The organism is Geomonas propionica (assembly GCF_016458235.1).
Taxonomy (GTDB): Bacteria; Desulfobacterota; Desulfuromonadia; order Geobacterales; family Geobacteraceae; genus Geomonas; species Geomonas propionica.
Genome location: NZ_JAEMHK010000009.1, coordinates 83,674 through 104,556, shown reverse-complemented (window position 1 = coordinate 104,556; position 20,883 = coordinate 83,674). Strand labels below are relative to the sequence as shown.

Here is a 20,883-nt window from a genome sequence, read left to right as displayed (position 1 = left end):
CCGCCCATGGAACCCGTGATCAAGATAGATCTCGACACCATGCTCGCCGCCGGCGCTCCCATCGTCCTGGAGCTTGGCTGCGGCAGGACCAGAAGGCCGGGCCGAATCGGCATCGACCGGCTCGATTCCGTGGCGGTCGATATCGTGGCGGACGTGGAAGAAGGGCTCTCGTTCCTCCCCGACAACTCGGTCGACGCCATCCACTCCAAGAGCTTCTTCGAACATGTCGAAAACCTGGAAGGGCTGATGAGGGAGATCGTCCGGGTGCTGAAGCCCGGTGCGCTATGCCATGTCTTCGTCCCCCATTTCTCCAACCCTTATTACTACTCGGATTACACCCACAGCAAGTTCATGGGGCTGTACACCTTCTACTATTTCGTGGACGAGCAGCATCAGCTGAAAAGGAAAGTGCCTTCCTTCTACACGGACATTCGTATCAGGGTCTCCACTCAGCGTCTGGTCATCGCGAACCCGTTCAAGAAAGGCGCCTGGTTCAAGAGGCTACTGGAGGGGCTGTTCAACCGAAGCACCGCGCTCCAGGAGTTTTACGAGGAGAACCTCTGCTACATCTTCCCGTGCTATGGCCTCCAGATAGCATTCAGGGCCGACAAGTGAACAAAATGCTTCAGCGGCTCGCAACCCTTTTCCGTCGCCCCCGACCACTGAAGGTCGGCTGGCTGCTCCTGGGCAACGTCAACACCGGAAGCTCCCGAATCCACGGGCTCAACATCCACAACTACCTGCTCGAGCAGGGCGTCGAATCGGTTATTTTGCAAAGCAGCCCCCGGATGTTCAACGGTCTGCAACTCTCCCGGGAGCAACAGGAGTCGGTACTCTCTGCGGGATTCAACGTGCTGATGTTTCAAAAGGTGCGGGACGAGAACGTACAAGCCTTTGTCCAGGAAGCCCGCAGGCGCGGCATCCGCACCGTGTTCATCCAGTGCGACTGCATCGAGACCGACATGGTCACGGGCGTCGATGACGTAGTGGTGACTTCCCGGAACCTGCGGGACTTCTACCAGGGGAAATACGGCATCGAGGCGCAGATCATAGAGGACGCCATAGAGGTCGACCCAAGTCGCGCCAAGGTCCACGCCGCAAAAGAGCCCCTTGGGCTGGTCTGGGTGGGGCATTCCGACAACTGGGACTCGGTCGGCATGGTGCGGGAGGTGCTCTCCCTTCCTGGCGGAACGGGATTCACACTGAAGACCATCTCAAACCATCCCGACGCCGACGTCCCCTGGGCCATCGATACGGTGACCGATGAAATCCTGTCGCAGGACATCGCGGTGATCCCGGCCCATCTGCAGCATTGGGGAATGGCGAAATCGAGTAATCGACTGACCATGTTCATGGCGCTTGGCATGCCGGTTATCGCCTCACCTGTGCCCTCCTACCTCGATGTGGTGCAAAACGGCAGGAACGGCTTCGTCGCGGGAAACACGCCGGAATGGCTGGACGCACTGGCAAAGCTGCGCGATGTCGAGACCCGGGCCGCAGTGGGAAAACAGGCACGGGAGGACGCCAAGAGGGATTTCAGTCTCGACACGATCGGTCCTCAATGGCTCCGGTTTCTACAGTCGTGGACGAGAACGTGAGGCGCATGTCAAAAGTAAATCGCTGCACCGACTTCTTCTGGATAGCCCCCGGCCCACACCAATCCAGCAAAACGGTGACTCGCGGAGGTACCGCTTGAACAACATACTGAACTTCTTCGGGCACGACGCGTCGCTCTCCGCTAACCGGGTGGAGTCCCACGACTGGCAGGCGGCCGGAGTGGATTGCATCTACATCATCTTCATCACGGGGCGCTGCGGCAGCACCTGGCTCACCCACCTGCTGGAAGACTCCGGGATCTGCGGGCACCCGCACGAGCTGTTCAACGAGACGCTGATGCCCCGGTTCAACCAGAGCATCGAAGCGGGCAACTTCAAGGAGTACTTCGCCGGAGCGGTGACCCAGTTTTCCAGCGGCGGCCGGTTCGGGTTCAAAATAGACGAGTGGCGCCTAAGTCACCTGCTACCGCTCGTCGACTTCAAGACCCTGTTCCCGGCGGAGATCACGCACTGTTTCTGGATGACCCGGCGCGACCTGGTGAGCCAGGCCTTCTCCTTCGGGCGTGCCAAGACGACCGGCCACTGGCACGACTTCACAGCCAAAGTCGCGGAGCAGAAGCAGGATCTCGTCGAGCTGTCGGACGCGCAGATGTGGAAGGAGATCATCGACATCCTGGCCAAGGAGCGCCGCATGGCGGCCTTCTTCGAGAGGGAGGGGATCGCCTACTTCCCGGTCGACTACGAGCAGATGCTCGCGGACCGGCTGCTCACGGTGATGCGGGTGATGATCGAACTTGGCTGCGGCCACGAAGAAATCAACGGCTTCATCCAACGGATGGAGGACAAGACGCTCCGGCTCGAATTCGGCAACAAGTACGAGGTGCTGGGGCGCTTCTGCGCCAAGTACGGCAAAGTCCTCCTTACCCTCGACAAGGAGCGCAGCCAGTTCCCCGTTGAGGAACTGAAGCGGCAGCTCGAACTCGACTACCACCTCTCCCTGTGAAAGAGGCGGGCAAATGATCCCAGCGGGAGAGTGATCGCATGGCATCACCAGCAACAGATATCATCATCGTGGCGGGTTCGGGCCGCAGCGGGACCACGTGGCTTGGCAACGTCATCGCCGGTGACGACCGCCGCATTATCTTCGAGCCCTTCGAGTGCCGACGCGTGACGGAATTCGCCGAACTCGGCATGCGCCCCTACTTCCCAGCCACCGAGCCCCAGCCGCAATGGCATCCGAAGGTAGAGGCGCTCTTCTCCGGCCGGATCGGTAACGACTGGACCGACCAGGACCGGAAGCGCCTGGCCCCGGAGCGCGACACGGGCGGGGTGGTGATCAAGGAGATCCGGGCCAACGGCATGCTGGCCTGGCTCAGCAACAACTTCCCCTGCCGCATCGTCTACCTGGTACGGCACCCGTACGCCGTCATCGCCTCGCGCGTCAAGCAGCAGTGGGATTCCCACCTGGAGGCCTACCTTTCCCAGCCCCGCATGGTGCAGGATTTCCTCGAACCGTATCTCCCGGTGATCGAGTCCGCGCAGGGGAGCGTACAAAGACACGCCGTCATGTGGTGCCTGGAAAACCTGGTCCCCTTGGGCCAGATGCCTAGCTACCCCTGGCTCTTCTGCCGCTACGAGGACCTGGCGGTACACCCCGAGGCGGAAGCGCGCCGGCTGCTCGGCTTGTTGGGGCTCGAGTTCACCGAAAGCCGCAGGCAGGCACTCGCCGAGCTCTCCAGAACGTGCTCCCTGCGCCCCACGGACCGCTCCACCGAGATGCTCACCGACCCGCGGGGCGCACTGCCGGACGAGGAGCGCCGGGAGGTGGCGCGGATTATCGATGCCTTCGGCATCCACCTGTACCAAGAACAGATGTGACCCGGGAAAGGGACGTTGCGCCGCCCTTTCCGGCAAGGTTTCGCCGGTCCAAGCATCAAGGCAACGACAGTTATTCCCGTAACCGCTTCAGGAGTATCGGATGACAAAGATAAACAGCAACATCAGATGGGAACATCGGAAGCTCTCCCGCGAGGACTACCTCGAGCGCAACGGTCATCCCTCCATGGTGCTCTGGTTCACCGGTCTGTCGGGTGCGGGGAAATCGACCCTGGCTCAAAGGGTCGAGGAAAAGCTCTTCGCCACGGGGTGGTACACCTACATCCTGGACGGGGACAACGTGCGACACGGCCTGAACAGTGATCTCGGCTTCTCGGAGCATGACCGCCGCGAGAACATCAGACGGGTCGGCGAGGTTGCCAAACTCTTCACCGATTCAGGCGTGGTGGTGCTGGCGGCATTCATATCCCCTTACCGGGAGGACCGTGACCGCGTTCGTGCCCTGTTCGAGCCGGGCGATTTCATAGAGATCCACGTGAAATGCGCGTTGGACGTCTGCGAAAAGAGGGATCCCAAAGGGCTTTACCGCAAGTCCCGGGCCGGGGAGCTGCCGGAGTTCACCGGCATAGACAGCCCCTACGAGGAGCCGCTCGTTCCGGAACTTGTGGTCGACACCGCACGCCTGGACATAGACCAGTGCGTGGCGCTGATCCTCGACCACCTCCGGGGCAGGGAGTCTAAGCGAAGAATGGTCGATGCGGCCGGTACCGGTGCAGGAGTCTCTCCATGAAGCACCTGCAAGAGCTAGAGGACAAGTCTGTCTATATCCTGCGCGAGGCCTACAAGAACTTCGACAACCTGTGCATGCTGTGGTCGATCGGAAAAGACTCCACCGTGCTGCTTTGGCTCATGCGCAAGGCGTTCTTCGGGCACGCCCCCATCCCGCTGGTGCACATAGACACCTCCTACAAGATCAAGGAAATGATCGAGTACCGGGACCGCCTGGCGCGCGACTGGGACCTCACGCTAGTGGTCGGCCAGAACAAGGATGCGCTGGAGGCGGGGATGTCGCCCGAGCGCGGCCGGATGGAATGCTGCACGGCGCTGAAGACCCGGGGGCTGCAGATGGTGCTCGACCAGAAGCGCTACAACGGCGTCATCGTGGGAGTCAGGTCGGACGAAGAAGGGACCCGGGCCAAGGAGCGTTACTTCTCACCCCGGGACAAGAACAACGACTGGGACTTCAGGGACCAGCCCCCCGAGCTTTGGGACCAGTTCAAGACCCGTTTCGAGCCCGGCACCCATGTCAGGATCCACCCTCTGCTGGACTGGACGGAAATCAACATCTGGGAATACATCAAGAAGGAAGACATCCCGGTGATCCCGCTTTACTTCGATCGTGGCGAGGGGCTTCGCTACCGCAGCCTCGGCTGCGCCCCCTGCACTTCCCCGATAAGATCCACCGCCAGGACCGTTGACGAGATCATCACGGAACTGCGCAACACCAAGGTCGCCGAGCGCTCCGGAAGAGCGCAGGACGCCGACCGCGGCATGGAAAAACTGCGCAAAGACGGGTACATGTGATGGATACAGCCAAGGAGCATTTCCAGATAGTTTTCGTTGGGCACGTCGACCACGGGAAGTCCACCCTGCTCGGACGCCTCTACGCGGACACCGACTCCCTCCCGATGGGGCACCTGGACAAGGTACGGGACATCTGCGCGAAACAGGGCAAGGTCTTCGAGTACGCCTTTCTTTTCGACGCCTTCCTGGAGGAGCAGGAGCAGGGGATCACCATCGATACCGCTCGCACCTTCTTCAGTTGGGGGGAGCGGCAGTACATCATCATCGACGCACCCGGGCACAAAGAGTTTCTCAAGAACATGATCTCCGGCGCCGCACGGGCCGAAGCGGCGGTGCTGATCATAGACGCCGGAGAGGGGATCCAGGAACAGTCCAAGCGGCATGGCTACCTGCTGAGCCTGTTGGGGATCCGGCAGGTCGTGGTGGTGGTCAACAAGATGGACCTGGTGGAGTACGGTGAGGAAGCCTTCCGAAATATCGAGCAGGAGTACCGCGCCTTTCTCGCGCCACTGGGTCTGCAACCGCAGTACTTCATCCCTGCCAGCGCCCGCAACGGCGACAACGTGGCGGCATCAAGCGGCGCCATGCCGTGGTACGGCGGCCCCACCCTCCTCGAAAGCCTTGCCAATTTCGTGAAGCGTCCGGCGCGAACCGATCTTCCGTTGAGATTGCCGGTGCAAGACATCTACAAGTTCGATCCCAGGCGCATCCTCGCGGGCAGGGTAGAAGCCGGCCAGTTCAGCGTCGGCGACACCCTGGTGTTCTCCCCGTCCAACAAGACCGCCGTGGTAAAAAGCATCGAAGCCTTCAACGTGCCCAATGTCATCCACTCGGTCCCCGCCGGGAGGTCGGCCGGATTGACGCTGGACGAGCAGATTTTCGTGGAAAGGGGCGAGGTGGCGTCGCACAAGGATGCCGCGCCGGAGGTTTCCGATCGTTTCAAAGCCAACATCTTCTGGATGGGGAAAAACCCGGTGCTCGCCGGCGGCCGCTACCTGCTCCGGGTCGCCACGACCGAGGTGGAAATGGAGGTGGAGGCCATCCTCGGGATCATCGACGCCTCAACCCTAGGACGCGGCGAATCACCCCAGCGGATCGAGCGAAACGACGTCGCCGAGGTGCTCATCAGGACCAGACGTCCCATCGCACTTGACCGCTTCGCCGACATCGACACCACCGGCCGCTTCGTCATCATCGAGGGGTACGACATTCAGGGGGGCGGCATCGTCATCGAGGTGTTCAAGGACGAGCAGGAGCCGTTCCGCGCGGAGGCCCGCCGACGTGATTTCGAATGGCGACGTGGGGAGATTCACCTCGAGGAAAGGGTGCGAAGAAATGGGCACTATCCCGGCATCATCCTCTTCACCGGCGAAAAAGGAAGCGGCAAGGCCCGACTAGCCAGGCACCTCGAACGCCGCCTGTTCAACGGGGGCAAACAGGTCTACCTCCTTGACGGCAAGAACCTGCTGTACGGGCTGGGGACCGATCTGAGCGGAGCGGACAAGGAAGAGATGGTGCGCCGTTTCGGCGAAGTGGCGCAAATCCTGCTCCGCGCCGGCCAGATCGTGGTCTCCACCACCAACACCTTCGCCTTGGCCGACCACCAGATCATCCGTGCACTGGTGCACCCCCACATGGTGATCACCGTGCACATGTCCTTTGTCGAGGGGCCACTGCCGGACAACACGGACCTCCACTTCCTCGAGTCAGACGACCTGAAGGCGGCGGCCAAGACCATCATGGAATTAATGGAAGCAAAAAACATCCTTTTGTGATACTAATCGGGGCTGCAAGACCCCTAATACCGTAGGTGGTGCACAAGGTGCCGTTGTGAGCAAGCCATTGATATCCGTAGTGATGAGCGTGTACAACGGGGAACGGTACCTTGGCGAGGCGGTGGACAGTGTCCTCAACCAGTCTTGCACCGACTTCGAGTTCATCGTCGTTGACGATGGCTCAACCGACGGCACGGCCGCCATCCTCGCGTCCTACAGCGATCCACGCCTCAGGATCATCCGCCACGACAACCTGGGACTGACCCGGTCCCTGAACCTGGCCATCGCGCAGGCACGGGGGGAGTACGTGGCGCGCCAGGACGCGGACGACCGCTCCCTCCCCGAGCGGCTGGCCATCCAGGCGGAGTTCCTTGACTCCCACCCCGAATTAGCCCTGGTCGGCACCGCCGTGAAGGTCATCAGCAGCGCGGGGGCCGAACTGGCCACCTTCCGCCACCCGACCGAACCCGCCGAGATAGCTGTCACCCTGCGCACCTACAACTGTTTCTGGCACGGTTCCATCATGTTCCGGCGCGACAGCTTCCTGGAGTTGGGTGGCTACGACGAGCGGTTCGTGACCGCCCAGGACTATGACATGTGGCTGCGCTTCAGCGAGCGGCACCAACTCGCCAACCTCCCCGAGCCCCTCTACGCCTACCGTTTCACCGTGGAGTCGGTGACCGTGAAGCGGATGGTGTCGCAACACCGCCTGGCGGTGCTGGCACGACGCTGGGCCGAGGAGCGGATAGCCGGCACCGACACGAGCGGCCGTGACGTCACCGGCCATCTCGCCGCGCCGCTCACACCCGCAGAGAGGCTCCAGATCATCAGCAATTACAAACCCTGGTGCCGGCTGCTCCTCAAAAACGGCCTCTCTGCGGAGGCCGCGACCTTGATGGCTGCCCTGTTCAAACACCACCCGCACCCCCTGTTCCGACTCACGTTTGCCATCGCCCGGCAGATGAACAACCCATCGCTGCTCACGAGGTTCCTGGAACATGCCTAAGCTGAAAATCCTCTTCATCTCCCACTCCTCGTACCTGTTCGGCGCCGAGAATTGCGCCCTGTCACTGATCGAGGGGCTGGACCGGGAACGCTTCGACACGGCGGTGGTGCTCCCGGCCAACGGCCCCTTCCAGGAAAGGCTCGCCGGCCTCGGCGTGAAGACCCACATCCTGCCGCTCGAGTGGTGGGTGAAAAACGAGGGACGGCTGCTCCACGCCCAACACGAGATCCCGCTGGCCCTGGACCGACTCCTGCGCATCATCGACGAGGAGAAGCCGGATGTCATCCACTCCAACACCTCGGTGATCTGCTGGGGAGCGGTCGCCGCGGCGTTGAAAGGAATCCCGCACGTCTGGCACCTGCACGAGATCCTGAACGGGCACCCGAGCCTGCAATCCATCCTACCCCTCCCCCTGCTCTACGAGTCGGTGAACTTCCTGACCGACCAGGCGGTCACCGTTTCGCAGGCGGTAAGCGACGAGCTCGCCGGTTTCGTCGCCCCTGCCAAGGTGCGGCTCATTTACAACGGGGTTCCCTACCATACTCCCACCGCCCCGGGAAAACTGCGCGCCGAGCTTGGTGCCTCTCCGGAGCAGCACATCGCGGTCTGCGTCACGTCGCTGCAGAAATACAAGGGGCTCGACAACCTGATGGCGGCGGCCGCAAAAGCCTGTGCGCGGGACGAAGGGCTGCTGTTCGCCATAGCCGGAGCCGGGCCACCCGAGGCCGTTGCCGCCCTGCAGCGGCAGGTCAAGGAACTGGACCTGGAGGGAAAGGTCTTCCACCTCGGGTTCCGTAACGACGTCGCGGACCTCCTCGCCGGCTCCGATTTGTTCGTGCTCCCTTCGACCAAGGAGGCCTTCCCCCTGGTGGTCCTCGAGGCCATGTCGCACGGCAGGCCGGTAGTGGCGACCGACTGCGGCGGGACCCGCGAGATGGTCTTGGAGGGGGAGACCGGGTTCGTGGTTCCGGTCGAGGACCCCGAGGCACTGGCAGAGAAGATCGTCGAGCTCTGCAACGATCCCGCGCGTGGGATCGCCATGGGCGAAGCAGGACGTCGGCGCTACTGCGACAGCTTCACCCTGGAACGGTACGTCGAGGCCTTCTCGAGTCTCTACCGCGAACTTTCTGTCGCAACGAAGACGCCGCTCACCTCGCGCCAGGCATCGCTGCTGGACAGTTTCGTGGCGGCCTACGTCGAGCACCTGAAAACCATGCGGGTGATCCCGAATCTGGAGCAGGAGCTCAATCTGCAGAAAAGGCAGCTGGCGGAGGTGAGCGCCCAGCTGTCGCGGCAGCAGGAGGCACTGCTGAATTGCGAGCAGCAGAAGACGCTCCTGGCGCAGGAGCATGCACAACAGCTGTTGTCCCTCGCCAAGGAGGTCGAGGACAGGTACGCGCAGCTCGAGTCGCGGCTGGAGATGAAGAAGCTCCAGAAGGCCGACCTGAACGACGAACTGGCGCTCGCACGCGAGCTGCGTGCGGAGCTGGAAAGTTACCTCGACTACCGCTCCACCGAGCTGGAGAGCCGGGATCAGCGGATCAGGCAGATGGAACTGGAGCTGGCGGAACGCTCGGCACTGCAAAGTGGTCTCGAAGCGGGGTTGCGCCAGCGGGATGCAGAAATTGCAGCCCTGACGGCGCGGGCGCAGGAACAGGAATCGGCTTTGGAGGCGGCGGAGGCGACACGGGTCAGCCTTGCGGCCAGCCTGGACGAGGCTACATCAGACCTCGCATCAGCACAACGCTACGCGGTGGAATTGAAAGAAGAGCTGCAGTCGAAGCACGTGGAGATTGCCGCCCTGAACCAGCGGCTGCAGCAAGTCGAGGAGGAGATGTTCCGGGAGCAGGAGCGGGTCGCGCAGTTCGTGGCGCTGCATGAAGAGAACATGGCGGCTGCGGAAACTCTCAGGGGCGACCTGGAGCGCCGGCTGCAGCAGCAGGCGGTCCGAATCCAGGATCATGAACAGCGCAACCGCCAAGCCCTGGAAGAACTGGAGCGCCAAAGCGCGCAGTCCCAAGCACATCTAGGCGAGAAGGAAGAAACCATCCGTCACCTCGGCGAAATGCTGGAGAGCACCGCGCACAAGCTCAAGGCTGCGGAACAGGGACTGGCGCAGGCTAAAAAGGAGCAGGAGGAGGAGAAGGCATGCTGCGACTCGCTGCTGCGGGAGAAGGACCAGAGGATCGACGATCTGCTCAATTCCTTGAGCTGGAAAATCACGGCGCCGCTACGGAAGGCTTACGATCTGGCACGGGGAAAGTAGACAATGAGCAGCGAATCAACAACTTGTTTTTTAGACATCTTTCCACTATAACAAGGAAGTTTTAATTACGAAGGAGACACGCATGAGAACAATTACACGCACTTCATCCACAGTAGCTATCGCTTTGATAGCCGCATCTTTTTTCACTGGCTGCAAGAAAGAAGAAACCGCGAAAGAGCCGGCACCGGCTCAGCCCCCGGCACAGCAGGTCGCGGCACCGGCTCCTTCCCAGGCAACCGGAAGCTATGACTTCGAGAGTGGAGCAGCAGGGTGGATTCCGAGCACTAAAGGGGTGACTGTTGCAACCTCGACAGAACAGAAGCATAACGGGCAGGAGAGCCTAAAGGTATCCGGGACCTCGGCCGATGTCTGGAACTTCGCCTCCTCTCCGAAATTCGACATTGAAGCCGGGAAAAAGTACAAGATCAGCTGCTGGATGTACATCGACTCGTGGGACAAGGCTGCATTCCCCCCGCTGGTGAAATACGGCGTCTATCAGGACAACAAATTTGCCAGCAACGCCTTTACCGCCAAATATGACATGACCAAGGTGAAGCAGTGGCAACAAATCGGAACCATTTTTACGGCACCAAAGGATGGCAAGATAAACGGGTACCTGTCGATCGAGAAGGGGACCAAGGATCCGATTACGGCTACCATCTATCTTGATGACGTGAAAGTCGTCGCCGCCCAGTAGCCTGTGGCGGCCAATGGGGCGGATGCGGAAACCTCACGCCCCTTTGGCCGCACTTGGAGTTCGTGCACAATGTCCAAAGCCCGCCTCATAGCCCTTTACCTCCCCCAGTTCCACCCGATCCCCGAGAACGACGAATGGTGGGGCCCCGGTTTCACCGAGTGGACCAACACCGTGAAAGCCAAGCCGCTGTACATCGGGCACCAGCAACCCAACCTCCCTGCGGACCTCGGCTTTTACGACCTGCGCCTCCCCGAGTCACGGGAGGAGCAGGCGAACCTCGCGCGCGAGTACGGCATCGAAGGGTTCTGCTACTGGCACTACTGGTTCGGCGGCGGCAGGAGGCTCCTGGAGCGCCCCTTCCGCGAGGTGGTGCAGTCGGGCAAGCCCGATTTTCCCTTCTGCCTGGCCTGGGCCAACCACACCTGGTCCGGTGTCTGGCACGGCTGCCCTGACCGCATCCTGATCGAGCAGACCTACCCCGGCGTCGAGGACTACACCGCGCATTTCTACCACATGCTCGACGCCTTCCGCGACCCGCGCTACCTCAAGGTCAACGGCAAGAACATCTTCGGGGTCTACAAGCCCAAAGACCTCAAGGAACCGGAACTGTTCATGAACACCTGGCGCGAGCTCGCCGCCAAGGAAGGGCTCGGCGGCTTCCATTTCGTCGCCATGGTGGACTACCCATGGGACCCGGTACCCGGCGGCTTCGACGCCTTCTCCTCCAACCCGCCGGTCGCCATGGTGACCCGCCAGGATGTGCAACCGCTCAACGAGGAACTCGAGAAAGAGATCCTCAAGTGGCGCTTCTTCAGCAAGGAGAAACCCGAGCTACCGCAGGTCTATTCCTACCAGTCCTTCGTCGAAAACGCTTTCCCTGAGAAGACACTGCGTCGCGATTTCCACCCGTGCGTCGTGCCGAACTGGGACAACACTCCGCGTTCGGGGAAAAACGGGTTCGTCCTGCACGGCTCCACACCTCAACTGTACGAGCGACACCTGGAGGAGGCGGTCGACCTCGTCGAGGACCGTCCGGAAGACGAGCGGGTCATCTTTGTGCAATCCTGGAACGAGTGGGCGGAAACCAACTACCTGGAGCCCGACCTCAGGTGGGGCAACGCCTACCTGGAGGCGACGCTCAGGGCCGTGACGCGGGAGACTAGCGACCGGATCAGGGTTCACTTCGTGAACGTGAGAACCGCGCATCACTCGCCGCACTCCGGCTACGATCGTTTTCTCGACTACATCCCCAATCGCAGGCTCCCCAAGGCGGTCAGCTTCGGCGCCGTCAGCGAGGAGGAACGTGAGCGCCGCTACCAGCAGGCGAAGCGGGAGGTTAGCTGGTACAACCCGAGCGACCTCGAACTGGAGAGCGCGGTGAACGAGTTCGCCGCCGGCGAGCACCGGCACGTCTGCCACTACCTGTACGGCGAGAACTCCCTTTACCACACCGAGCGCTCGAAGGATCCGAACAAGAAGGTGTTTGTTTCCTTCCATCAGCCCCCGGCGGCCCACCAGGAGTTCGTCCGGAACAGGGAGCCTCTCATGAACGTGGACGGCGTGGTCGTAGTGGGAACGAACCAGATCCCGTTCTTCTCCCAGTTCGTCGATCCCGCCAAGATCCACTTCGTGCCGCACGGCGTTGACACCGACTTCTTCCATCCCAACCCGGGACTTAGGCGGGAGGACCGGATCCTCTTCGTCGGCAACTGGCTGAGGGATTTCGACACCCTGGTCGCGGTCTCCAAAATCCTCGCGGTGAAGGCGCCGCAGCTTGTTCTCGACGTGGTGACGCTTGAGCGAAATCGCCCTCACTTCGAAGGGTGCGCCAACGTCAGGTTCCACGCCGGTATTCCCGAGGCGGAACTGCTCGCCAAGTACCAGGAGGCGATGCTGCTCGTGGTACCGATGAAGGATTGCACCGCCAACAACTCGGTGCTGGAAGGAATGGCCTGCGGGCTCCCCATCGTCACCACCGACATCGGCGGCATCCGGGACTACGTTGATGAGGATTGCACCAGGTTGTGCAGCGTCGGAGCTGCGGAGGAGATGGCTGCTGCCGTGCTCGCCCTGGTTGCCGATGCCAACCAGAGACAGCGGATGGGATCGAAATCACGTGAGAAATCCCTCGCGTTCGATTGGAGCATCGTTTCCAAGACGTTGATGGACGCCTACGAGAAAAGCTTCAGGTGAACACAGCGCCGGCGCTACGAGAGTTTGTTAGTAACTACAGTTTTTGACGTTCCGGGCGAGGGCCTGTCATGAATATCTGTCTCATTTCACAAGAATATCCACCCGAAACCAACTGGGGCGGGATTGCCACCTACACCCAGGTGCTGGCGCGCCAACTAGCCGCCACGGGGCACCGGGTGCACGTGATCAGCCTCGCCGACGCCGAGGAATACAGCAAGGATGACATGGGTGTCACGGTGCACCGCGTATCGCGCACACCGCACTCCCCCGTCGACCTGGAAGCCATGCCGGAACTCGCCGGCCTGTCGCACTGGACCCTCTCTTACAGCCAACGGGTGTACGAAAAAGTCCGGGAGCTGCACCTCGCCGCCCCCTTCGATACCATCGAGGCACCGGAAACCTGCGCCCAGGCGGTGGTCCTCTTCAAGCTGCTGGATGGCCCGGCCAAGGTCACCCGCCTGCACACCCCATTCTTCTGGGTTCGTCACCTGAACGACATGCCCGAGGCGCCGGAACACTTGGTGCGGGACGAGCTGGAGAAACTGCAAACCGAACTCTCCACGGCCGTCACGTCCCCCACCCATGCCATGGCTGAGGTGGTACGGCAGAAGTGGAGCACACCGGACATCGCGGTCATACCTAACTTCTTCAACCTCAAGGTCTACACGCCCAACACTGCCGTCTACGACGAGCTGCTGCAGGACAAGGAGTACCTGCTCTTCTTCGGCCGCCTGGAATACCGGAAAGGGGCGCACGTTCTGGCAGAAGCGCTGCCCAAGGTTCTCGATGCCGCCCCCGGTCTTGTCGCCGTCCTGGTCGGCAGCGACTCCATCCACAACTCCGTCTCCATGAAGCAAAAGCTGCTGGCGGCGCTGGCGGGGTACGAAGACAGGATCATCTTCATCGAGAACATCCCGCACGAGAGCCTCTACCCGATCATCGAGAGGTCTAAGTTCGTGGTGCTCCCTTCCCTTTGGGAAAACTTCCCCTATGCCTGCATCGAGGCCATGGCTCTTGGCAAGACCGTGGTGACCTCCGACTCCGGCGGCTTCCCCGAGATCATCGACAACGGAGTGGAAGGGATCCTCTGCCCTCCCAACGACAGCGCGCAGTTGCAAGAAGCCATCCTCGACTGCCTTGCCGGAACAGACCTCGCCTCGATGGGAACCCGGGCCAAGGAGAAGGTCAAGGTGTTCGATACCGCCAAGGTGACGGCGCAGATGGTGAAGTTCTACTCCGGTCTGGCCGCCCCGGCTGCCGGCGCGAGTGCCCTGAAGGTCGCCTACATTCTGCGCCACATCCCGGTCCCTTCGGAGACTTTCGTCATCAACGAGATCATTGCCATGCAGGAAGAGGGGCTCGAGGTTTATCCGGTCTCCATACTGCCGGCGCAAAAGTGCCATGAGACCTTGATGGCGAAGCTGAACCACCAGGTCTTCGACATCGCCCAGCCCGAGGCCCACCCGCACCGGGAGGAACTACTGGCCGCGGCGCAGGGGGTGGCGAGCGAAGCCGGCATCGCGCCAGTCCTGGCGCTGCAGGCGGCGTTGACGGCGGCCTACGTGCAACAAAACGGCATCGGCCACATGCACGCCCATTTCGCCACCGAGTCGGCTCTGGTCGCCTTCGTCACCTCGAAGATCACCGGCGTCCCCTTCTCTTTCACGGCGCACGCCTACGACATCTTCATGCGGGACCGCAAGGTGATAGACGAAGAGAGTCCGGTGAAAAGACTGACGCTTTTGACGGAAGCGGCGGCCAAGGTGGTCACCATCTCGGAGTACAACAAGGCGTACATCCTGGGCCTGATCGGCGAACGCTACCGGGACAAGATTGAAATCGTCCGCTGCGGCATCAACCCCACCCGCTTCACCTTCCTGGAGAGGGGCGACCGGGGCAAGGTGACCTTCTTGAGCATCGGTCGCTTCGTGGAAAAGAAAGGGCACGACTACCTTCTGCGGGCCTTCGCGGAAGTGAAGTGCGTCGTCCCTGCGAGCGAGCTGCGTCTTTTAGGTGACGGTTACCACCGCCTGGCAATGATGGAGCTGGCCGCGCAACTCGGCATCGCCGAGAGCGTACATTTCGGGGGCTCCGTCTCCAGCGAGGAGGTCATCGCGGAAATGGAGCGCGCAGACGTCTTCGTGCTGCATTCCGTGACCGGGGCCAACGGCGACCGGGAAGGGATTCCCGTGTCCATCATGGAGGCGTGCGCCACCGGTCTCCCCGTCGTCTCGACCCGTCACTCCGGTATCCCTGAACTGGTGCTCGACGGTGTCACCGGACTCCTGTCGGACGAAAGGGACGTAGCCGCCTTCGCGAACCACATGATTGCCCTCTGCTACGCGGCCCCCTTGCGGCAGCGGTTCGGCGCCGCGGGCAAAGACATCGTCCTGACCAAGTTCAATCAGGCCACCGAAGCGAAGAAGCTGGCCGCCATGTTCCGCTCACTCCCCCCCCCCGCCGCGGCGGGCGCCGGTGCGCAGGCCACCGATGTCGACATCATCATGCCGACCTACCGCCCGAACCTCACCTTCCTGAGAAGCGCCGTGGAAAGCATCCGGAGCCAGAGCTTCACGAACTGGAACCTCTACCTCGTGCAGGACGGCGAAGACGTCGACCTCGGGCCGCTCGTGGAGAGCTTCAACGACGGCAGAATCCACTACCGCGCGATTCCGCACAAGGGGAAACCCGCGGCGCTGAACTTCGCCATATCCTGCGGCTCCGGCAAGTACATCGCCTATCTCGACGACGACGACACCTGGTACCCGAACCACCTGGAAACCACGGTTTCCCACATGGAGCAGACCGGACAGCAGTTCGTGCACACCGATGCCTACGAAATCGAGGTGAGGATAGAGGAAGACCGGCTGGTGAAGCTCTCCAGCAAGCCGCTGAACAAGGGCGTGCTGACCGACAAGACCATGTGGTACATAAGCCACATCAACTCGGCCCACACCCGGGCGCTCCTCGAGAAGGCGGGACCGTACGACGAGGAGAAGAGCTTCTTCATCGACTGGGACATGCTGCAACGGCTGGCGACACTGGAGCGGCCGGCCCACCTGAAGGTGGTGACCTGCGAGCACTACAACTACCTGAACCGGCAGACCAAGAACATAAGCCGGGTGCACAAGGAAGACCCGGGGACCTCGGCGCAAAAGCACAAGGAGATGTTCAAGCGCGCCTTCTCCCTCCTTTCTGCCGACGACTTCGTGGAGGTGGTGGAAGAGCACCAGTCCCTGCTTTGGCACCTGGACCAGCTCAAGCTGAAGCTCGCCGCAGTTGAAAAGGAACAGGCGAACCTTTCGGAGAGCGCGGCGGCCAACGGCGAGTGCTGCAACGAGCTGAAGGCGAAACTGGTGGAGTTGGAGAGCAAGTACAGCGAGCTGAACCAGGTCGTCGAGGAGAAGGAGCGCCACATAGCGGCCCTGTACGAGTCACTCAGCTGGAAGGTCACCGCTCCGCTCAGGTGGGCGTACGACCTTGTAAGGGGTCATTGATGGCGGTGAAAGCCTCGGTAGTGTATCTCACCAAAAACGGCGGCGACCTGTTCAAGGATTCTCTGCGAGCGGTGTTGTCTCAGCAGGCGGAGTTCGAGTACGAGGTCGTCGCGGTCGATTCGGGTTCCAGCGACGGAACTCTGGAGACGCTCACGGCCCATCCGGTCGTGCTGCACCAGGTCGAGCCGAAGGAATTCAACTTCGGCCGGACCCGCGATTACGGGTTTGAGGTGGCGCAGGGCGAGATCGTCGTCGTCATATCCCAGGACTCGGTCCCGGTGGGCACCGACTGGCTCGCCAACCTGATGGCTCCCTTCGACGACCCGCAGGTGGCGGTGGTCCAGGCGATGGACGTGCTCCCCGAGTGGAGCGACGAGGAGCTCTTCTTCTGGGAGAAAGTGCGCAAGTTCTACTACACGCGTGACTGCAAGATGTGGATGGAGAATAACAACAACATCGGACTCTCGTTCACCTGCTGCGCCATCAGGCGCTCGGTATGGAAAGAGCACCCACTCGGCACCGTGGAGATGAGCGAGGACAAGGTGTTCCAGCAGAGGGTGGCGCAAGCCGGGCACAAGATCGTCTTCCAGGACAAAGCGAGGAGCGCCCACACCCACATGTACACGGTCACCAGCCTGGCCAAGCGCTGCGAGAACGAGGGACTGGGCTGGCGCAACGTGGGCGTGCACTACGGCTTCTCGGACATGATCGCGGACATGACCAACGGCGAAATCTGGCAGACGCTTCGCGAGGGCTTGGCGAAGTCCGAGGTGAAGCGGATTGCGGAGGTGCTGTTCCCCTTCATCCGGCCCTTCTTCATCTACAAAGGAAACAAGTTCACCAGATCGTACGTTAAATAAAGAAAGCGCAGGTCTATCATGAAAGCATCGGTAATCATTTGTACTTACAACAGGGTGGAGCTCCTGCGGGATTCCATCGCTGCCATTCAGAAGCAGCAGTTTCCTGCTGCCGATTTTGAAATCGTGGTGGTCGACAACAACTCGTCCGATGACACCCGTGCGGTTACCGAACAGGCGGCGGCCTCCTCCGAGGTCGCCATCAAGTACATCTTCGAAGCGCGACAGGGACTCTCCTTCGCCCGCAACGCCGGCATCGAGAATGCGGCGGGAGAAATCGTCGCCTTCGTGGACGACGACATCGACGCCGAGCCCGGTTGGCTGGCGGCTATCGTGGACGCTTTCGCCGACGCCGACGTCGCCTGCGCCGGAGGCCCGATCCGCCCGGTCTGGCCCTCCGAGCGCCCGGCCTGGCTCTCCGACGACTGGGTCCCCTACCTCACCATCAACGAGTTCGATGCAGCCAGAAAGGCCGGGGCCTTCACATGGCCCGACACCCCTTGGGGTGCCAACATAACCTTCCGCAAGAGCGTTTTCGACAGCATCGGCGTTTTCCCGACCAACCTCGGACGTATTGGCAACTCCCTGCTCTCCAACGAGGAAGTGAACATCTGCAAGAAGATCGCGCAGGCGGGCCTGCGCATCGCCTTCGCACCCGAGGCCGTCATCCACCACAAGATCGATCCGCGCCGGGTCACCATGCAGTGGTTCTACCACCGCACCTACTGGCAAGGCAGATCGGACGCCATCCTGGATGCCTCCTCACAGGCCGGCAGCTACGACGGCATCTGTCAGCGCCTGCGCCGCTACCTCGACGTCGCCGCCAAGGAAGGGGCCACTTCCTTTACGGCCCGCTGCGCCAGGAAGATCGTGATCGGCTACCTGTTCGAGGTCGCCTTCGCCGGACTGCAGGAACGGAGCGCCCCGGCGCTCCGGGCGCTGCTGCGCTACCTCGACCAGGTGCAGACGGTGCCACGGCTGCAGTCCGCCGCCACGTCGCTGCCGCAGGAGGCCTCCGCGCTGCGCGGCCAGTCGATCCTGGTGATCGACTACGAGGTGCCACAGTTCGACAAGTACGCGGGGTCGCGCACCACCTTCATGTACCTGAAACTCCTGGCAGAACTGGGCCTCAAGGTCTACTTCCTGCCGGACGACTTCGAGCGGCGCGAGCCCTACTCCTCTGCGCTCGAAGAACTGGGCATCACCATGTTAGAGGGGGAGTGGTACCGCGAGAACTGGCAGCGCTGGGTTCTGGAACATGGCCAGGAACTGAACTACGTCCTGTTCAACCGTCCCAACATCACGGTCTCCTACATCGACTTCGTCCGGGCCCACACCGAAAGCGCCCTGCTGTTCCAGGGGCACGACCTGCACTACCTCAGGCTGTCGAGAAAATACGAAGTCGACGGGAATCCCGAGACCCTGAAGGAAGCGGAGAGCTACCGCCAGATCGAATTCGATATCATCGAGAAGTCCGACGCCACGCTGACTTACAGCGACTATGAGCGACAGGTCCTCGCCGACCTGCTGCCTGCTGAAAAGATTCACGCGGTCCCCCTCTTCTTCTATGAGGACTTCCCTGCCGAGCGCCAAAGCTTTGCCGGCCGCAAGGACATCATGTTCGTGGGAGGCTGCGGCCACAAGCCGAACCTCGATGCCATCCTCTGGTTCACGCGCGAGATCTTCCCCAAGGTCCTCGCAGAGGTGCCCGACATGGTGCTGCACGTCATCGGCACCTATCCTCCCCAGGAAGTCAGGGACCTGGCCTCGGACAACATCAGCATCCACGGCCATGTGAGCGAGCAGGAGCTCGAGGATTTCTACCGCCAGATCAGGATGGTCGTGATCCCGCTGCGCTTCGGCGCCGGCGTGAAAGGCAAAACCGTGGAGGCGCTGCGCAACGGGGTGCCCATGGTGTCGACCGCTATCGGCCTAGAGGGAATACCGGGCATCGAAGCCGTGAGCGAGGCCGCCGACAGCGCCGAGGAGTTCGCCCGGGCGCTGATCGCCCGGTACCGGGACCAGCAGGGCCTGGAGTTGACCAGCGCCCTGTACCGCGAGTTCGCCAAAACAACCTTCCATTCCTCAGGGGCCAAGAAAACGCTGGCAGAAATTCTCATCGGAGTGCCACGCAAGGAGCGGCCTGCCGCCCGCAAACCCGAACCGGAGCAAACCATGCCGCGTCTTATCGCCATGTATCTGCCCCAGTACCACCCGATCCCGGAGAACGACGAGTGGTGGGGCAAAGGGTTCACCGAGTGGCGCAACGTCGCCAAGGCGAAGCCGCTCTTCAAAGGGCACTACCAGCCCCACGTCCCCGCAGATCTGAGTTTTTACGATCTGCGCCTTGAGGAGACCAGGATCGCCCAAGCAGAGCTGGCGCGGCAGTACGGCGTACACGGCTTCTGCTACTACCACTACTGGTTCAACGGCAGAAGGCTCCTGGAAACTCCGCTCGAAGCGGTGCTCAATTCCGGCAAGCCGGACTTCCCCTTCTGTGTCTGCTGGGCCAACGAAAACTGGACCCGGCGCTGGGACGGCGAGGAGCAGCACGTCCTGATGAAGCAGGACTACAGCGAGGCGGACGACCGGAACCACATCCGGGACCAGTTCCGGGTCTTCCGGGATCCGCGCTACATACGGGTGAACGGCAAGCCCATGTTCCTGGTCTACCGCACCGAGAACATACCGGACCCCGCCGCCACCGCGCGCCTCTGGCGCGAGGAGGCCCGCGCCGCCGGCATCGGCGAACTGTACCTGGTGCGCGTGGAGAGCATCGGCAACTGCGACCCCGCGTCCATAGGCTTCGACGCCGCCCTCGAATTCGCCCCGGACTGGCAGAAGAAGGGTCCGCGCATCATGCCGGAGCAGAATGAAAAGTTGCCGGGCCTGGACCTTCTAAACGAGGTCTACCGCAACAACTACGTGCACCGCTACGACAACCTGGCGGACGAGATGATGGCAAAGCCGGACGTCGCCTACAAGAGATTCCGCTGCGCCACCCCCTCGTGGGACAACTCCGCGAGGCGGCAGGAGGGCGCCAACATCTTCGTCGGCTCCACGCCGGACAAGTACCGCCAGTGGTTGGAGCACGTCATTGCCTTTACCAGGCATCGCTTCCAGGGAAGCGAGCGCATCGCCTTCGTGAACGCCTGGAACGAATGGGCCGAAGGGAACCACCTGGAACCGGACCAGAAGTTCGGCAGGGCCTATCTCGAAGCAACGAAGAGCGTTGTCGAGGGGGTGTATGAAGTGCAGGTTCAGCCGGCCGCGGTACAGGAGGTAGATATATCCCAGTACCAGCACGAGGTGCTCGCGCTGCAGCAGCAACTGGCGGCGGTTCAAAGAGAGAAAGAGGACCTGGAAAGGACGGCGGCCCTGCTCAAGGAACAGTTGGCGGCAAAGGATGAGTTGGTGGCGGCGCGCGAAGCGCGCATAGAGGACCTGTTGCAGTCGGCCAGTTGGAGAGTCACGGAACCGCTCAGAAAGGCGTACGAAGTCGCGCAGAAGGTACAGGGAAAGAAATGAGGCCACGCCTTCTTGCCACCATGCTGCTGGTCGCGATTAGTTTGTGGCGCTGTCTGTCCCATGCCTCAGGCAGTGTCACATCGACAGA

The 20,883-nt window shown here is 61.7% G+C and carries 14 protein-coding genes; all 14 read left to right on the top strand.

Features of this window, described 5'->3' with window-relative positions; translation table 11 throughout:
- Positions 1-6 precede the first annotated feature (6 nt).
- The 14 genes from JFN90_RS12990 to JFN90_RS12925 all read left to right on the top strand — a co-directional run bounded on the left by JFN90_RS12990 (position 7) and on the right by JFN90_RS12925 (position 20,795).
- Positions 7-615 carry a class I SAM-dependent methyltransferase gene (locus tag JFN90_RS12990; protein WP_199395542.1) on the top strand — a complete coding sequence of 203 codons (609 nt, stop codon included), beginning with the start codon at positions 7-9 and terminating at the stop codon, positions 613-615.
- A gap of 5 nt (positions 616-620) precedes the next feature.
- Positions 621-1,598, top strand: a complete 978-nt coding sequence (locus tag JFN90_RS12985) for a glycosyltransferase (protein WP_199395541.1) — start codon at positions 621-623, stop codon at positions 1,596-1,598.
- 94 nt (positions 1,599-1,692) lie between these two features.
- Positions 1,693-2,559, top strand: a complete 867-nt coding sequence (locus tag JFN90_RS12980; protein ID WP_199395540.1) for a Stf0 family sulfotransferase — start codon at positions 1,693-1,695, stop codon at positions 2,557-2,559.
- A 38-nt stretch (positions 2,560-2,597) separates the two neighbouring features.
- Entirely contained in the window at positions 2,598-3,434 is an 837-nt protein-coding gene (locus tag JFN90_RS12975) for a sulfotransferase domain-containing protein (RefSeq protein WP_199395539.1), read from the top strand.
- Between the two features lie 100 nt (positions 3,435-3,534).
- Positions 3,535-4,182, top strand: a complete 648-nt coding sequence (gene cysC / locus JFN90_RS12970) for an adenylyl-sulfate kinase (protein ID WP_236018992.1) — start codon at positions 3,535-3,537, stop codon at positions 4,180-4,182.
- On the top strand, positions 4,179-4,976 hold the full coding sequence (gene cysD / locus JFN90_RS12965; protein WP_199395538.1) for a sulfate adenylyltransferase subunit CysD: 798 nt from the start codon (positions 4,179-4,181) through the stop codon (positions 4,974-4,976). The genes cysC and cysD overlap by 4 nt, the downstream gene beginning before the upstream one ends.
- Complete coding sequence (locus JFN90_RS12960) at positions 4,976-6,751, top strand: GTP-binding protein (protein ID WP_199395537.1); 1,776 nt, start codon at positions 4,976-4,978, stop codon at positions 6,749-6,751. The genes cysD and JFN90_RS12960 overlap by 1 nt, the downstream gene beginning before the upstream one ends.
- A gap of 55 nt (positions 6,752-6,806) precedes the next feature.
- Positions 6,807-7,757, top strand: coding sequence for a glycosyltransferase family 2 protein (locus JFN90_RS12955; RefSeq protein WP_199395536.1), 951 nt, complete (start codon positions 6,807-6,809; stop codon positions 7,755-7,757).
- Complete coding sequence (locus tag JFN90_RS12950; RefSeq protein ID WP_199395535.1) at positions 7,750-10,023, top strand: glycosyltransferase; 2,274 nt, start codon at positions 7,750-7,752, stop codon at positions 10,021-10,023. The genes JFN90_RS12955 and JFN90_RS12950 overlap by 8 nt, the downstream gene beginning before the upstream one ends.
- 82 nt (positions 10,024-10,105) lie before the next feature.
- Entirely contained in the window at positions 10,106-10,720 is a 615-nt protein-coding gene (locus tag JFN90_RS12945; RefSeq protein WP_199395534.1) for a carbohydrate binding domain-containing protein, read from the top strand.
- A 69-nt stretch (positions 10,721-10,789) separates the two neighbouring features.
- Positions 10,790-12,913 carry a glycoside hydrolase family 99-like domain-containing protein gene (locus JFN90_RS12940; protein ID WP_199395533.1) on the top strand — a complete coding sequence of 708 codons (2,124 nt, stop codon included), beginning with the start codon at positions 10,790-10,792 and terminating at the stop codon, positions 12,911-12,913.
- A gap of 68 nt (positions 12,914-12,981) precedes the next feature.
- Positions 12,982-16,410 (top strand): glycosyltransferase, encoded by a 3,429-nt coding sequence (locus tag JFN90_RS12935; RefSeq protein ID WP_199395532.1) that lies wholly within the window; start codon positions 12,982-12,984, stop codon positions 16,408-16,410.
- Entirely contained in the window at positions 16,410-17,270 is an 861-nt protein-coding gene (locus JFN90_RS12930) for a glycosyltransferase family 2 protein (protein ID WP_199395531.1), read from the top strand. Before JFN90_RS12935 ends, JFN90_RS12930 begins: the two co-directional genes overlap by 1 nt.
- Before the next feature lie 18 nt (positions 17,271-17,288).
- Positions 17,289-20,795 (top strand): glycoside hydrolase family 99-like domain-containing protein, encoded by a 3,507-nt coding sequence (locus tag JFN90_RS12925; RefSeq protein ID WP_199395530.1) that lies wholly within the window; start codon positions 17,289-17,291, stop codon positions 20,793-20,795.
- Positions 20,796-20,883: the final 88 nt, after the last annotated feature.

What these genes read in the sequence shown, in the direction of transcription:
- JFN90_RS12975 (WP_199395539.1), top strand. Translation starts at nt 2,598, where the DNA reads ATGGCATCACCAGCAACAGATATCATCATCGTGGCGGGTTCGGGCCGC.
- JFN90_RS12960 (WP_199395537.1), top strand. Translation starts at nt 4,976, where the DNA reads ATGGATACAGCCAAGGAGCATTTCCAGATAGTTTTCGTTGGGCACGTC.
- JFN90_RS12950 (WP_199395535.1), top strand. Translation starts at nt 7,750, where the DNA reads ATGCCTAAGCTGAAAATCCTCTTCATCTCCCACTCCTCGTACCTGTTC.
- JFN90_RS12940 (WP_199395533.1), top strand. Translation starts at nt 10,790, where the DNA reads ATGTCCAAAGCCCGCCTCATAGCCCTTTACCTCCCCCAGTTCCACCCG.
- JFN90_RS12985 (WP_199395541.1), top strand. Translation starts at nt 621, where the DNA reads ATGCTTCAGCGGCTCGCAACCCTTTTCCGTCGCCCCCGACCACTGAAG.
- JFN90_RS12930 (WP_199395531.1), top strand. Translation starts at nt 16,410, where the DNA reads ATGGCGGTGAAAGCCTCGGTAGTGTATCTCACCAAAAACGGCGGCGAC.
- JFN90_RS12925 (WP_199395530.1), top strand. Translation starts at nt 17,289, where the DNA reads ATGAAAGCATCGGTAATCATTTGTACTTACAACAGGGTGGAGCTCCTG.
- JFN90_RS12990 (WP_199395542.1), top strand. Translation starts at nt 7, where the DNA reads ATGGAACCCGTGATCAAGATAGATCTCGACACCATGCTCGCCGCCGGC.
- JFN90_RS12945 (WP_199395534.1), top strand. Translation starts at nt 10,106, where the DNA reads ATGAGAACAATTACACGCACTTCATCCACAGTAGCTATCGCTTTGATA.
- cysD (WP_199395538.1), top strand. Translation starts at nt 4,179, where the DNA reads ATGAAGCACCTGCAAGAGCTAGAGGACAAGTCTGTCTATATCCTGCGC.
- JFN90_RS12935 (WP_199395532.1), top strand. Translation starts at nt 12,982, where the DNA reads ATGAATATCTGTCTCATTTCACAAGAATATCCACCCGAAACCAACTGG.
- cysC (WP_236018992.1), top strand. Translation starts at nt 3,535, where the DNA reads ATGACAAAGATAAACAGCAACATCAGATGGGAACATCGGAAGCTCTCC.